We start from the raw sequence: 13,883 nt of genomic DNA on the forward strand, positions 1-13,883 counted from the left end.
CTTAACAGAAAAGCCCCGGCGCGGCAAGCGATATTCGCTGGCGGCCCGGGGCTTTTCTGTTGCGAAGAAGATGGAGATGTTTACTCGAACCCTTCGAGATACTTTTCCGCCATGATGGCGGCGACGGCGCCGTCGCCGACAGCGGTGGCGATCTGCTTGAGGATCTTCTTGCGCACGTCGCCGGCGGCGAAGACCCCCGGCATCGAGGTGCGGCACTCGGGGTCGGTGAGGATGTAGCCGTCCGGGTCGAGATCGAGAATCTCGGCGAGGAAGTGGGCCTTGGGGGTGACGCCGATGGCGACGAAGAGTCCTTCGACGGGGAGGGAGCGCTTCTTGCCGGTGATGGTATCGCGCAGCTCCAGGGCCTTGGCGCCGCTGTTGTCCCCCTCGACGCGGTCGACCTCGGTGTTCCACAGCACCTCGATCTTGGCGTTGGCCGTCAGGCGTTCCTGAAGAATCGGGGTGGCGCGGAGCTTGTCGCGGCGGTGGATGAGCGTGACCTTGCTGGCGAAGCGGGTGAGGAAGAGGGCCTCTTCGGCGGCGGTGTCGCCTCCGCCGGCGATGGCCACCGGGACGTCGCGGAAGAAGGCGCCGTCGCAGGTGGCGCAGTAGGAGACGCCGCGGCCGACAAATTCCTGCTCGCCGGGGATCCCGAGCTTGCGCGGTTCGGCGCCGGTGGTGACGATGACGGAGCGGGTGGACAGCTCCTCGCCGTCGACGACGACGATCTTGACCTCTCCCTTGTCGAGGATGTTTTCTGCCTCGCCGTAGCTGACCTCGAGGCCGAATTCCTGGCAGTGCTCCTGAAAGCGGACCATCAGGTCCGGGCCGTCGATGCCGCCGGGGAAGCCGGGGTAGTTCTCGACCTTGGTGGTGGTCATGACCTGCCCCCCCATGAGCATCCGCTCGACGAGGAGGGTCCTGAGCTTGGCGCGGGAGGTGTAAAGACCGGCGGTGAGGCCGGCCGGGCCGCCGCCGATGATGATGACGTCGTAGCTGGTTTCGGACATGGGCTTCTCCTGAGCGTTGAAATGGGGGGTCAAGATAGCACAGGGAGGAGGAAAAGGGAACGGTTGCCGTGGGTCGGGGAGGAGAGGTGCGGAAAAGGTGAAAGAGTCCCCGGAGGGAACGACGATTTCTTTTGGGCTTAGCGATCTCCGCCGCAGCGGACAGAATCCTTTTGCCAGTGAGCGGTTAGGGTGCAATAATGCCGGGCGATTCGGTGAAATCCTCAAAGGTTCGCAGAAAGGTCTTCCTCCACCCCCCCCTCAGGGATTCTAGGAAATTGCATGCCATGCAAGGTGATTGATTTGCTCGATTACTCGGTGGGCAAACGACAAAACTCCTGTTAAGATAGGCCCATGACCCAGATGAATCCGAAAGGCAGACTTGTCATTAACCTCGCCGAGGAGTTCCGGCATTTGCCGCGTGCTCCCATCGTCGAGGCCGTAATCGACATCCGCTCCCATGCCGCTGGCACGTTCGAAGAAGCGGCGGTTCGTCAATTTCTGGAACCCAGGCTTGATGGTTACGAATATCTGGATACGCAAAGGGCAGTTCAGCATGAGCTGACCTTTGAAGTGACAAAACCGCCCCGGCAAATGTTCAAGGATTTGGGTTTAAAAGGCCTTCGTTTTCGGTCTGCCGACCAGAAGAGCATTGCACAGTTCAACCGAGACGGTTTCATCCATAGTCGCCTTGAGCCCTACTCTGATTGGACCTCTTTTTCAGGAGAGGGATTGCGTCTTTGGGAGATATTTAAGGAACTGGTACAGCCGGTAGAGATCAATCGGATTGGTTTGCGCTTTATCAGTCGCATAGAATTACCGCTCTCCGTCGCCCGCCTGGAAGACTACATTAAACCGGCACCAGAAACACCGAGAGATTTGGAATTGCCCTTTGTCGGCTTCATGCACCATGACACACTCGCAGTTCCGGGTTATCCTTATGCTATCAACCTGATTAGAACGATACAGCCACCACAGGCAGAGACCCGCGCAAACAGCGGCTTGATTCTTGATATCGACGTGTTCACAACCCAAGGGTTTGAAATCGAAGAAACAGGGCTCGCCCGCATCCTTGAGGAGATGCGGTGGTTGAAAAATAAAGCATTTTTTGGCAGTGTCACCGAAAAAGCATTGGAGGCATTTCAATGATCCTCGAAATGACAGCTTCAGCGATTATTTACTCCAGCGCACTGGCTATACCTTCCCGAGGGTCCAGTGAAACGGCGCGATTTGTCTCGAGGCAAACCGATGCCGGCCTCGATATTCTTAAAAGTTCATTGGCCTTCGGGCTCTATGGTCAAAAGGCTTTTGACGATCTGAGCCTGATCTTCGAAGAATGCCGGACAGCCAACTGGGACGGCTACCAGGCAGAGCCAGTATTCGAGGAAACCTACCAATTGGCCGGCCAGTTCCTCAAGGCGTTGCCCTTGGGAGCATCGATGCCCGCCATCAGTGCCGAGGCGGATGGCCATCTGACGATGGAATGGTACCGAACCCCGCGCCGCACCCTTTCCGTCAGCATCAGCCCAGAAGGACAGCTTCACTACGCCGCTCTTCTGGGAGGCAGTAAAGCCTACGGGACCGAGCCCTTCTTCGGTGAGGTGCCGGAAGCCATCATGAGCCTCATCAACCGGGTCATGGTCGCGTGAAAGGTGACGTTTCTATGCCGCCCGTGGAGACCGGCGAGCGGTTGTCCCGTTATATCCTGCAAAAATCCCACGTCCGCCAGGACAACACCCTTCGGGCGGACCCGTTCATCCCTCACCCCCATGCGGATCTCTCGGTTACCCGCCATCTTGAGCTTGACGCAAAGGCCATTTGGGACATTGGCGAGGACGTTGCCAGGCAGACCGGCAAGGCTTTGCATGGGCGGGCCGAGAATCTGGCCGGGGCATATCAGGGTCAGAGTCTTTCGGTTGTTGCCGCACCGGTCGCCGGAAATCGCAACCATGCAAATGTCATCGGATGGCCCGCAGACAAGCCTGCCCAAAAGATCATTGCCCTGGAAATAGCGGCAAGATCGCGATATGTTCCACGTCCGGAGTAAATATCCAAATTCCTTTCTGGCTCACTATGTGCCTGCCGCGCCGGAACCTCCTCTGTCTGACCCTCCCATCCGTTTGTCGAACGTCGCTGTGAAAATATCCGCCGTCGGGTCCCGGCCGGCGGACAAGTCCCTTGCCATTCTGCCCCCCTCTGGCTATCATGGACCCAGCCCAGCAGAGGAAGGATTCACCCATGCCCGCAGGCAACCATCTCGACCGCAGCATCACCCGCGGTTTTCGTTTCGCCATCGCCCTGACGGCCGTCACCCTGGTCGCCGAGGTCGTCGGCGGTTTCTGGACCAACTCCCTGGCCCTCCTCTCCGACGCCGCCCACGTCTTCATGGACCTCTTCGCCCTGGTCCTTTCGCTGATGGCGATCCAGCTCGCCAATCGTCCGGCCACGGACCGGCGGACCTACGGCTGGCACCGGGCGGAGATCTTTGCCTCCCTGATCAACGGCCTGACCCTCTTCGTCATCGCCGCCGGCATCCTCCACGAGGCCTGGGGGCGCTTCCAGCACCCCGAGGCGGTCAAGAGCAAGGAGATGTTCTTCATCGCCGTCATCGGCCTGGTGATGAACCTGATCGCCGCCTCCCGCCTCCACGGCCATGCCGGCGAGGATCTCAACGTGCGCAGCGCCTTTCTCCACGTCCTCGGCGACGCCATCGCCTCGGTGGGGGTGATCATCGGCGGCCTGATCATGCTCTACACCGAGTGGTATGTCGTCGATGCCCTGATCTCCGTGGGGATCGTGGTGATCATCGCCTTCGGATCCCTGCGCATTCTTCGGGAGGCCGTGCATATCCTCATCGAGGGGGTGCCGCGCCATGTCGATCTGGACGAGGTGGTGACCAAGATGCGCGCCGTCGACGGAGTGAACGACGTCCACCACCTCCATGTCTGGTCGATCTGTTCGCACATCACCGTCCTTTCGGCCCACATCGACATCGAACCCGACTACCGGCTGCGCCAGGGGGAGATTGTCGGCGCCATCGAGGAGATGCTCGATCACGACTATCACATCACCGAGAGTACCCTGCAGGGAGAGTGTTCCCGCTGCGTCACCGGCCCAGTGATCCAGCAGTTGCGGCACCGGCCGCGGCGCTCGAGCCTCTGCAGCCACGGTCACGGCGGGCACGACCATGACCATCATGACTGACCGCTGATGTTCCGACTGGCTAAAATATTCCTCTGGACCCTGGTCTTCGTCGCTCTGCTCCTGGCGATGGACCAATTCTTTCTGCGGGTACCGGCAACGGTTCCGGCCCACGTCGCGGTGCGCCAGTTCTACACCGACCTGCGGGGGCGCCTGGGGCTTCTCCTGGGTGGGGAACGCCGGACCACCGTCGAATCGGTCATCGAGCAGAGCGACAGCCGTCCCGCCCCCCGGGAGGCTCGCCCCGCCCCACCTGTCCCGGCCGAACCTACCCCGCGCTATCTCTACGTCGATGGCGAGGGGCAGCTGCAGTTCGCCGATACCCTGAAGGATGTCCCCTCCCGCTACCGCAGCGAGGCCCGGCCTCTGGATCAGTGACGGGTGAGGGGTGGCAAAAAAAGACAGGCCCTCAAAAAGGGCCTGTCTCGAAGGAATGCGGGGTCCCCTGTTTGCCAGGGGGCCCGTTTTTTTTTGTGGCTGGCGGCGCCCTCAGGGGAGGGTGCCGTAAATGGCCGGGCGTCGGTCGTGGAAGCAGGGGATCTGAAAACGGTAGCTGGCCATTTCCTTGAAATCGAAGAGGGCGGTGAGCTCCACGGGGCTTTCTTCACCCTCGGCAAGGATCTCCCCCCGCGGCGAAATGAGCAGGCTCATGCCGAAGAAGTCGAGTTTCCCCTGGAGGCCGCAGCAGTTGGTGGCGGCGATGAAGAGCTGGTTCTCTATGGCCCGGGCCCGCAGCAGGGTGCGCCAGTGCTCCTGGCGCGGCTTCGGCCATTCGGCGGGGATGCAGATGATTTCCGCCCCTTCGAGGGCGAGTTTGCGGAAGAGTTCGGGGAAGCGCAGGTCGTAGCAGATGGCGATGCCGAGGCGCCCCGCCGAGGTGGGAACGACCAGGGTGCGGTCGCCGGCGCCGAGAAAGCGGTCTTCCCCCATGGTGGAGAAGAGGTGCAGCTTGCGGTAGGTGCCGACCACCGCGCCGCGGTCGATGACGTAGGCGGTATTGTAGATGACGTCGCCCTCCTTTTCCGGAAGGCTGCCGACGGTCACCATGCCGAGCTCGGCGGTGGCCCCCTTGAGGGCCTCGATGACCCGGGGGGTCTGTTCTGCCTGTTCGGCGAGGTTTTTGTAGTCGTACCCGGTGCTCCACATCTCCGGCAGCACCGCCAGGGAGGAGCCCTTCTCGCTGACCCGGCGAAGTCCGGCCAGGGCCCGGGAGAGGTTGGCGTCGACGTCGCCGAAGGCGATATGGAACTGGATGGAGGCGGCTGTGATGGAACGGGTCATGGCAGGCTCCCTGGGGTGGTATGGGATTCGAAGACCTTTTGCCAGGGGGATTATAGAGCAGCTGCGGCGCCTCGGCAAGGGGAGAGGGGGCGTTTCTCCCTGAACAAAACCCTTTTTTATCTCTCGGGCTCCAGGGAAGGGGAGGTCTCTGGCGGCGCCGTCGTGCCGAAGTGGGACATATTGTCCCATTTTCGATGGGGAAAAAGCGGCGGAAGGGGCCAGGTAAATCATTGGTTTTTTCGGAAAGCGTTTTTGCTCTCCCCCCGCAGGAACGGATCGAGAGTCTTCAGAACTTTGTTTTATTTTTGTCCGAGAAGGTCGAAAAAAATAAACCCTGTTATTCTGTGACATTAAAGTATTAGAGAGGCTCAGGACGCGGCCGGAATCTCTTGACCGGTGCTTTTGCTCATGTTAGAAGAGGGCATCGTTTTATTCGTCCGGTATCGGCGCCGGTGCTTTTTTTGCAGGGAAATGACGACCGCGGGCCCGTCAACGACCCCGTCGTCGGCGCCTTCCAAGGGAGACGCTCCATTCCATTGTTATCAGGTTTGTCCGGGGATATGCGATGATGGCCAAGATTTCCACCTTTCTTATCATGCTCACCTTCTGGGTCCTTCTTTCCGGGATGTTCGACGCCTTTCACCTGACGCTGGGGGTTATTTCCTGCCTGCTGGTGGCGCACTTCAGTCACGATCTCCTCTTCTCCGGCACCTGGCCGGGAAACTGGCCCCGCGATCTCCTCGGCATCTGTCTCTATCTCCCCTGGCTTTTCTGGCAGATCGTTCTTGCCGACCTGCAGGTGGCCTACCTCGTCCTTCATCCCCGGATGCTCGATCTTGTCGATCCCCATCTCTTCCGTTTCACCACCACTCTCAAGCGGCCGATCTCCAGGGTCACCCTCGCCCAGTCGATTACCCTGACGCCCGGTACGATCACCGTCAGCATCCAGGATGACGAATTCACCGTCTATGCTCTGACCCGCAGTGCCGCCGAGAGTCTCCCCGGCGACATGGAGCGGCGAGTGGCCGCGGCTCTGGAGGGTCGACCATGATGGAGCGGATTTTCCTTGCCTGCGGCATCGCCCTGCTGCTCCTCATCGGCCTGTGCCTGATCCGGGTCATCGCCGGGCCGACGGTCCTCGACCGGATACTCGGCGGCAACGTCATCGGCACCAAGACGACGGTCCTCCTCCTGATCATCGGCGTCCTCTTCGACGACGTCGGCATGTTCGTCGATATAGCCATCGCCTACGCGCTGCTCAATTTCATCGCCACCCTCGGGGCGGCCAAATATTTTTTGCGCCGCAAGGCCGTTCACCTCGTACACGAAGACCACCCCGGGAGGGAAATCCGATGATGACAGTAGTCGTTCTTCTCCTGGCTGCGGGAGTCTTGTTTTTTGCCATCGGCGTCCTTGGCATCCTGCGCTTTCCCGATTTCTATACCCGGTTGCACGCCGCGGGAAAATGCGATTCGCTGGCGGCGGTCCTGGTGATTTTTGCCGTGGCTCTCTACAACCTCGGCGATTTCAGTCCGGGAAATGTTCTGGTGAGCCTCAAGATCCTGGCGATTGCCGCCTTCGTCTTCGTCGCCAGCCCCACGGCGACCCACGCCATTACCGAGGCGGCCCTGGTGCTCGGTGTGGAACCCTGGACGAAGCGCAAGGGGGGGGAATGATCTGGCAACTCGACCTGCTTATTCTGGCCCTGGTGGTCATCTGCGCCCTGGCGGTCATCAACGTCAAGGATCTGCTGTCGGCCACGGTGATCTTCGGGGTCTACAGTTTTCTCATGTGTCTGCTGTGGGCCGAGATGGGGGCGGTGGACGTCGCCTTTACCGAGGCGACGGTCGGTGCCGGAATCAGCACGGTCCTCTTCATCGCCTCGATCCTGCGCACCACCCGGAGGAGCAAAGATTGAAGACCCTTGCCCTGTTGGCCACCGTCGTCACCGGCGCCATCCTTCTCTACGGCACCATGGATTTCCCGGCCTGGGGGGATCCGCAGTCGCCGGCCAGCACCCACCTTTCCCCGGTCTATATCGAAAAAGCGGTGGCAGAAACCCACGTTCCCAATATCGTCACCGCGATCCTCGGCGACTATCGGGGGTATGACACCATGTTCGAGACGGTGGTCATCTACTGCGCCGGACTGGCGGTGGTCAGCGTGTTGCGCCGGAGAGAGTCATGAAGCGCCTCCAGGAAAATGCCCGAAACCGCGGCCTCGGCGAAAGCCTGATCATCCAGACCTCGGTGCGGATTCTTGTCCCCTTCATCCAGCTCTTCGGCCTCTACATCATCGTCCACGGCCACTACAGCCCGGGAGGGGGTTTTCAGGGAGGGGTGGTTCTCGGCGCCTCCTTTATCCTCCTGGCCCTGGCCTTCGATCTGCGGACTTCGACGCGCTACCTCTCGGAAAGAGCCAACATGTTTCTCGGCAATGCCGGAGTTCTGGTCTATGTCGGGACGGGATTTCTCTGCGCGGTCGTGGGAGGACTGTTTCTTGACTACAGCGCGCTGGACAGGATCGTCCCCCTCGGGGCCATCGAGTGGCGCTCCTTCGGAATTTTTATGGTCGAGGTGGGGGTCGGCCTCGCCGTCATGAACATCATGGTCTCCCTCTTCTGGGATCTCGGTTCGGGCGGCGCACTGGATGAGGGGCTCTGATATGGACGTTTTGCTGGCGGAAGTGGTGGCCAAATACAACTACTGGCTGTACGTGGTGCTGATGATGATCGGATTCTATGCCATGATCGGCAAGCGCAACCTGGTGAAGAAGCTTCTCGGCATGAACATCTTCCAGACCGCGATCATCCTCCTTTTCGTCTCCTCCGGGGTCAAGCGCGGCGGCGGCATCCCGATCCTCGACAAGTATGAGGTCCTTGCCCATGGCGTCGACGTGGCGACGGTGGTCAACCCCCTCCCCCATGTGCTGATGCTCACGGCGATCGTCGTTTCCGTCAGCGTCACCGGCGTCGCCCTGGCCATCCTGCAGCGAATCTACCGGGAATACGGAACCCTCGAGGAGGACGAGATCCTGGAGAAACTCGGCCGATGACCCTTGCCAATCTGCATATGTACGTCCTGGCCGTCCCCCTGCTGACCGCCCTGGCCGTCAACCTCCTCGGCCGTCGCAGCCGCACCTGGATCGCCCCCCTCACCCTCGGGGCGCTCTCCTTTTCCACGGTCGCCGCCGCTCTCGTCCTCGTCCGGGTGCTGCGGGAGGGGACGCTCCATTATACGGTGGGGAACTGGTCCCCCCCTTACGGAATCGAGCTGGTCATCGACCCCCTGGGCGCACTGATGCTCCTGCTGGTGGCCGCCGCGGCCCTGCTGGCGACGTGCGGCGCCCTGCCGAGCGTGGCCCTTGAGCTTCCCGGCCGGGAGCACCTCTTTTTCACTCTCTACCTGATTCTCATCGTCGGGCTGATGGGACTGGTGATCACCGGCGACGCCTTCAACCTCTACGTTCTTCTGGAAATCACCTCCATCACCACCTACGGCCTGATCGCCATGGGAAAGGGGCGGGCTCCCCTGGCGAGCTTCAACTACATCATCATGGGATCGATCGGCGCCTGTTTCTATCTCCTCGGCGTCGGTTACCTCTACATTCTCACCGGCACCCTGAACATGGCCGATATCTCAGCCATCCTCCCGACCCTTCCGGGGACGGTGGCCGCCGCCACGGCCTTTGCCTTTCTCCTCGTCGGCCTGTGGATCAAGATGGCGTTCTTCCCCCTCCACGGCTGGCTCCCCAACGCCTATTCCCTGGCCCCCACCGGAGCCGGACTCCTGATCGCGCCGCTGATGACCAAGGTCACCATCTACCTGATGATCCGGGTTCTCTACTCCATCATCCACCCCAACTGGGCGCTCCTCGCCGAGTCGGGGGTCCAGTCGGCCCTGGTCTGGGCGGCGGCGTTGGGGATCGTCTGCGCCTCGGCCCTGGCCCTGAGTCAGCGGGATCTCAAGCGCATGCTGACCTATCTGATCGTCGCCGAAGTCGGTTATATGGTCGGCGGGGTCTTTCTGGCCAACGAAACGGGGCTGACCGGCGCCATCCTCCACATCGTCAACGACGCATTGATGACGCTCTGTCTCTTTCTCGCCGCCGCCGCCATCGTCTACCGCACCGGCTCCCTGGAGTTCGACAGCCTCCGCGGGTTGTACCGCCGGATGCCCGTCACCCTGGCAGCCTTTACCCTGGCGGCTTTTTCCATGATCGGCGTGCCGCCGACGGCGGGATTCTTCAGCAAATGGTACCTCCTGCTCGGCGGCATCGAGGCCGGACAGTGGGGGTACGTGGGGGCGCTCCTCTTCAGCAGCCTGGTCAACGCCGTCCTCTTCTTCCGGATCATCGAGATCGCCTATTTCCGAAACTCGCCAGACGATGATCATCGGCCCCTGCCGGTCAGCGAAGCACCGGCGATGCTCGTCGGGCCCCTGGTCCTCTCGGCCGTTGCACTCCTCGTTCTCGGTCTCGGGGCCGGCGGGCTCGTCGACAGCGTGATCCTCCCGGCGATCGCCGCTCTTCTTTAGGCTCCTCCTTCAACGCAGGTTTTTTATGACAGCAGCGAAACGCCCATGGACATGACCACCTCCTATCTGCCGCTGGCCGCCATCCTCATCTCCCTCCTCGGGGCGGTGCCGATCCTCCTCTCGGGGCGTTTGCCCAATCTGCGGGAAGGGTGGACCCTTGCCATCGCCCTTGGCAAGTTCGCCCTGGTCGCAACCATGCTGCCGACGGTTCTGGCCGGCGGGACCTACGTCCTGACCCTGGCGGAGGTGATTCCCGGGGTCCCCATCGCCCTGCGGGTCGATGCCATGGGGATTTACTTCGCCCTGATCGCCTCCTTTTTGTGGATCTTCACCTCGATCTATTCCATGGGGTACATGCGGGCCCTCAAGGAGCACAACCAGACCCGCTACTACGCCTCCTTCGCCGTGGCGATTTCGGCGACCATCGGCGTCGCCTTTTCGGCCAACCTTTTGACTCTTTATCTCTTCTACGAGATGCTCTCCCTGTCGACCTATCCCCTGGTGACCCACCACGGCGATGCAGAGGCCCGCCGCTCCGGGCGCAAGTACCTGACCTACATCCTCGGCACCTCCATCGGCCTCGTGCTGCCGGCGATGCTGATCACCTATCAGCTCACCGGAACCCTCGATTTCGCTCACGGCGGCATTCTCTCCGGCGAGGCCTCTTCTGCGACCCTCGGGCTCCTCCTCGTCCTCTTCGTCCTCGGCTTCGCCAAGGCGGGGATCATGCCCTTTCACGGCTGGCTTCCGGCGGCGATGGTGGCGCCGACCCCGGTGAGCGCCTTTCTCCACGGCGTGGCGGTGGTCAAGGTCGGGGTCTTTGCCATCCTGCGGGTGATTTTCGACATCTTCGGTCCCGACCTGCTGCACCGCCTCGATTTCGGCGTGGTTCTGACCTATTTCGCCTCCGTCACCATCCTTGCCGCCTCCCTGGTCGCCCTGACCCAGGACAACCTGAAGCGCCGCCTCGCCTATTCGACCATCGGTCAGCTCTCCTACATGATTCTCGGTGCCGGGATGCTCTCCGCCGCCGGAATGACCGGCGGGATGCTCCATATCGCCATGCACGCCTTCGGCAAGATCACCCTCTTTTTCTGCGCCGGGGCGATCTATGTGGCGAGCCACAAAAAATACATCAGCGAGATGGACGGCCTCGGACGGCGCATGCCGATCACCTATTTCGCCTTCTTTCTCGGCTCGCTCTCCATCATCGGCATGCCGCCCCTGGGCGGGTTCATCAGCAAGTGGAACCTGGTCATCGGCGCCGTCGAGGCCGATCAGCTCCTTCTGGTGGCGGTCCTCCTGGTCAGCTCGCTCCTCAGCGCCGCCTACTTCTTCCCCATCGTCTACCGGGGCTTTTTCGCGCCGGCCAGCGAGGAGACCCTGGCCCATACCGGCGAGGCCCCCCTCTTGTGCCTGATCCCTCTGTCGGTGACGGCTCTCTGCTCGGTGGGTCTCTTCTTTTATCCCGACATTTTTCTGCAACTGGTCCACAGGGCGCTCTTCCCCTGACGACTGAGGACCCGGGAGGTCGCGCGATGCAACCCAAGGACAAGCACGAGGAAATCATGGTGCTGGCTCACGATCCCGTGGCCGGTTATCGGCCGGCATTTTACCTGATCTTCGCCGTCGGCCTGCTCTACCTCGGCTACATTTTTCTCACGACGCTCTAGGAACTCACCATGAAGAAGCAACCCCCCGTCCGTGAAGAAGATTTTCAGCACCCCGTCGACATCGACGAGGAATTGGGACTTTTCGACCACCCGAAGAACGTCAAGCGCCTCCTCTTCGGCTTTTTCACCTGCGTCGCTCTCCTCCTCATGGTCGATTTTTTCTTTCACAAGCACACCCTCTTCCCCTGGGAGGGGGCCTTCGGCTTCTACGCCGTGTACGGCTTCGTCGCCTGCGTGGTCCTGGTGCTGGTGGCCAAATACATCCTGCGCCCTTTGGTGATGCGCAAAGAGGATTACTATGATTAATCCCCTCCCCCCCGCCGCAATCCTCATCCTCGGGGCCCTGCCGGTCATTTTCCTGCAGGGAAAGCTCCGCAAGGGGTGGCTCCTCCTCTTGCCGGTGCTCAGCTTCCTCAACCTGCTGCTGATTCCCGAGGGGACCCACTGGACCGTTTCCTTCATGGATTACGATCTGATCTTCGGCCAGGTCGATCGCCTGAGCCTGATCTTCGGCTACATTTTTCACCTGATCGCCATCATTGCCACCCTCTATGCCCTGCATGTCGAGGACGCGGTGCAGAACATCGCCGGCCTGGTCTATGCCGGGGCGGCTCTGGGCGTGACCTTCGCCGGTGACTTCTTCTCCCTTTTTGCCTTCTGGGAAATTTTGACCATCAGCGCCACCTTCCTGATCCTGGCGCGGCGCACCCCGACCGCCCTCGGCGCCGGGTTCCGCTATTTCATGGTCCACGTCGCCGGCGGCCTCTGCCTCCTGGCCGGGATCATCATCCACGTGCAGCAGAGCGGCAGTGCCGCCTTCGGGTATCTCGGCCTCGAGGGGCTGGCGTCCTACCTCATATTCTTCGGTTTCGGCGTCAACTGTGCCTGGCCCTTCCTCCACACCTGGCTCACCGACGCCTATCCGGAAGGGACCATCACCGGGACCATCTTTCTCTCCGCCTTCACCACCAAGACGGCCGTCTATGTGCTGGCCCGGGCCTTCCCAGGAACCGAGGCGCTGATCTGGATCGGCGTGGCCATGGCCGGATTCCCCATCTTCTATGCCGTCATCGAAAACGATCTGCGCAAGGTGCTGGCCTACAGCCTCATCAACCAGGTCGGATTCATGGTGGTCGGCATCGGCATCGGCTCCGAGCTGGCGGTCAACGGCGCCGTGGCCCACGCCTTCAACGACGTCCTCTTCAAGGGGCTCCTCTTCATGTCCATGGGGGCGGTGATGTACCGGACCGGCAAGATCAACGCCACCGACCTCGGCGGCCTCTATCGATCCATGCCCTGGACCTGTACCTTCTGCATCGTCGGCGCCGCCTCGATCTCCGCCTTCCCGCTCTTTTCCGGCTTCGTCAGCAAGTCGATGGTCATGGAAGCCGCCGCCCGCGGCGACCTGCGCTTCGTCTGGTTCGTCCTCCTCTTCGCTTCGGCGGGGGTCTTCCACCATGCCGGGATCAAGATCCCCTTCTTCGCCTTCTTCTCCCACGACTCGGGTCTGCGCTGCAAGGAGGCGCCGCGCCACATGCTCCTGGCCATGGGGGGGACGGCGGTGCTCTGCATCCTCATCGGCTGTTTCCCTCAGTATCTCTACAATCTCCTCCCCTTCGCCACGGACTACCAGCCCTATACCGCCTCCCATGTGGTGGCCCAGACCCAGCTCCTCTTCTTTTCCGCCCTGGCCTTCACCCTCCTCCTCCTGTCGGGGATCTACCCGGCGGAAATCCGGGCCATCAATATCGATGCCGACTGGTTTTACCGCAAGGGGGGGAGGGCTTTCTACGCCCTGACCGATAAGACCTTCAATACCCTCAACCGTTGGGGCTCCGACCTCTTCATGGAACGGATTCCCGCTCTTTTGAGCCGTTTCTTCCAGGAGCCCGGCGGCAGCCTGCAGAAGTACGGCGTCGATCTTTACGCCGAAGCGACCGGCACAGACGAGGATGACATCCTCCGCTGCAAATCGCAGATCGACCGGCGTTCCAAAAGCGCCGCCTACCCCGTCGGTGGCGGGGTGCTCCTGGCCGTCCTCTTCCTCGCCCTGATGTCGGTCCTCTTTTTTCGCTAACACCCTGAGGAATCCCGGCTGTCGAAGCCGCAGATCTTTGTCGGCCCGGGAGTCTCTCCCGGGCCTTTTTTCCTGGAGGCGACCAGGCAAGCAGTCTTTCCCCGCGGTC

19 protein-coding genes are annotated in these 13,883 nt (G+C 61.4%); 17 read left to right on the plus strand and 2 right to left on the minus strand.

Features of this window, described 5'->3' with window-relative positions:
* Positions 1 to 80: 80 nt before the first annotated feature.
* A complete protein-coding gene (gene trxB / locus DSOUD_RS00800; protein ID WP_053549209.1) occupies positions 81 to 1,010 on the minus strand; it encodes a thioredoxin-disulfide reductase in 930 nt (309 codons plus the stop codon).
* 351 nt (positions 1,011 to 1,361) lie between these two features.
* On the opposite strand from trxB, the gene DSOUD_RS00805 reads away from it, so the two are divergent.
* From DSOUD_RS00805 to DSOUD_RS00825, 5 genes are all read left to right on the plus strand, one after another.
* Positions 1,362 to 2,156 (plus strand): TIGR04255 family protein, encoded by a 795-nt coding sequence (locus DSOUD_RS00805; protein ID WP_053549210.1) that lies wholly within the window; start codon positions 1,362 to 1,364, stop codon positions 2,154 to 2,156.
* Positions 2,153 to 2,656, plus strand: a complete 504-nt coding sequence (locus DSOUD_RS00810; RefSeq protein ID WP_053549211.1) for a hypothetical protein — start codon at positions 2,153 to 2,155, stop codon at positions 2,654 to 2,656. Before DSOUD_RS00805 ends, DSOUD_RS00810 begins: the two co-directional genes overlap by 4 nt.
* A 14-nt stretch (positions 2,657 to 2,670) precedes the next feature.
* A complete protein-coding gene (locus DSOUD_RS00815; RefSeq protein WP_053549212.1) occupies positions 2,671 to 3,054 on the plus strand; it encodes a hypothetical protein in 384 nt (127 codons plus the stop codon).
* Between the two features lie 191 nt (positions 3,055 to 3,245).
* Positions 3,246 to 4,211, plus strand: a complete 966-nt coding sequence (locus DSOUD_RS00820) for a cation diffusion facilitator family transporter (protein WP_053549213.1) — start codon at positions 3,246 to 3,248, stop codon at positions 4,209 to 4,211.
* Positions 4,212 to 4,217: 6 nt separating this feature from the next.
* Positions 4,218 to 4,586, plus strand: coding sequence for a hypothetical protein (locus DSOUD_RS00825; RefSeq protein WP_053549214.1), 369 nt, complete (start codon positions 4,218 to 4,220; stop codon positions 4,584 to 4,586).
* A gap of 111 nt (positions 4,587 to 4,697) precedes the next feature.
* On the opposite strand, the gene DSOUD_RS00830 is transcribed toward DSOUD_RS00825, so the two are convergent.
* Positions 4,698 to 5,489 (minus strand): carbon-nitrogen family hydrolase, encoded by a 792-nt coding sequence (locus tag DSOUD_RS00830; protein WP_053549215.1) that lies wholly within the window; start codon positions 5,487 to 5,489, stop codon positions 4,698 to 4,700.
* A gap of 565 nt (positions 5,490 to 6,054) precedes the next feature.
* On the opposite strand from DSOUD_RS00830, the gene DSOUD_RS00835 reads away from it, so the two are divergent.
* The 12 genes from DSOUD_RS00835 to DSOUD_RS00885 are packed head-to-tail and all read left to right on the plus strand — an operon-like array spanning position 6,055 to position 13,774.
* On the plus strand, positions 6,055 to 6,540 hold the full coding sequence (locus tag DSOUD_RS00835; RefSeq protein ID WP_053549216.1) for a Na+/H+ antiporter subunit E: 486 nt from the start codon (positions 6,055 to 6,057) through the stop codon (positions 6,538 to 6,540).
* Positions 6,537 to 6,845, plus strand: coding sequence for an MrpF/PhaF family protein (locus DSOUD_RS00840; protein WP_198300346.1), 309 nt, complete (start codon positions 6,537 to 6,539; stop codon positions 6,843 to 6,845). The genes DSOUD_RS00835 and DSOUD_RS00840 overlap by 4 nt, the downstream gene beginning before the upstream one ends.
* Positions 6,842 to 7,165, plus strand: a complete 324-nt coding sequence (gene mnhG, locus DSOUD_RS00845) for a monovalent cation/H(+) antiporter subunit G (RefSeq protein ID WP_053549217.1) — start codon at positions 6,842 to 6,844, stop codon at positions 7,163 to 7,165. Before DSOUD_RS00840 ends, mnhG begins: the two co-directional genes overlap by 4 nt.
* Complete coding sequence (locus DSOUD_RS00850) at positions 7,162 to 7,407, plus strand: Na(+)/H(+) antiporter subunit B (protein WP_053549218.1); 246 nt, start codon at positions 7,162 to 7,164, stop codon at positions 7,405 to 7,407. Before mnhG ends, DSOUD_RS00850 begins: the two co-directional genes overlap by 4 nt.
* A complete protein-coding gene (mbhE, locus tag DSOUD_RS18650; protein ID WP_053549219.1) occupies positions 7,404 to 7,676 on the plus strand; it encodes a hydrogen gas-evolving membrane-bound hydrogenase subunit E in 273 nt (90 codons plus the stop codon). Before DSOUD_RS00850 ends, mbhE begins: the two co-directional genes overlap by 4 nt.
* Positions 7,673 to 8,152, plus strand: a complete 480-nt coding sequence (locus DSOUD_RS18655; protein ID WP_053549220.1) for a Na(+)/H(+) antiporter subunit B — start codon at positions 7,673 to 7,675, stop codon at positions 8,150 to 8,152. The genes mbhE and DSOUD_RS18655 overlap by 4 nt, the downstream gene beginning before the upstream one ends.
* A 1-nt stretch (position 8,153) precedes the next feature.
* Positions 8,154 to 8,543: a cation:proton antiporter subunit C gene (locus DSOUD_RS00865; protein WP_053549221.1), complete on the plus strand. Its 390-nt coding sequence runs from the start codon at positions 8,154 to 8,156 to the stop codon at positions 8,541 to 8,543.
* Complete coding sequence (locus DSOUD_RS00870) at positions 8,540 to 10,024, plus strand: complex I subunit 5 family protein (protein WP_053549222.1); 1,485 nt, start codon at positions 8,540 to 8,542, stop codon at positions 10,022 to 10,024. The genes DSOUD_RS00865 and DSOUD_RS00870 overlap by 4 nt, the downstream gene beginning before the upstream one ends.
* A 45-nt stretch (positions 10,025 to 10,069) precedes the next feature.
* Positions 10,070 to 11,536, plus strand: coding sequence for a monovalent cation/H+ antiporter subunit D family protein (locus DSOUD_RS00875; RefSeq protein WP_053549223.1), 1,467 nt, complete (start codon positions 10,070 to 10,072; stop codon positions 11,534 to 11,536).
* A gap of 26 nt (positions 11,537 to 11,562) precedes the next feature.
* Positions 11,563 to 11,697 carry a hypothetical protein gene (locus DSOUD_RS18945; RefSeq protein ID WP_269745859.1) on the plus strand — a complete coding sequence of 45 codons (135 nt, stop codon included), beginning with the start codon at positions 11,563 to 11,565 and terminating at the stop codon, positions 11,695 to 11,697.
* A 9-nt stretch (positions 11,698 to 11,706) separates the two neighbouring features.
* Entirely contained in the window at positions 11,707 to 12,003 is a 297-nt protein-coding gene (locus tag DSOUD_RS00880; protein ID WP_053549224.1) for a hypothetical protein, read from the plus strand.
* A complete protein-coding gene (locus DSOUD_RS00885; RefSeq protein WP_053549225.1) occupies positions 11,996 to 13,774 on the plus strand; it encodes a Na(+)/H(+) antiporter subunit D in 1,779 nt (592 codons plus the stop codon). The genes DSOUD_RS00880 and DSOUD_RS00885 overlap by 8 nt, the downstream gene beginning before the upstream one ends.
* Positions 13,775 to 13,883 lie beyond the last annotated feature (109 nt).

Source organism: Desulfuromonas soudanensis (assembly GCF_001278055.1).
GTDB classification, from domain to species: Bacteria; Desulfobacterota; Desulfuromonadia; order Desulfuromonadales; family WTL; genus Deferrimonas; species Deferrimonas soudanensis.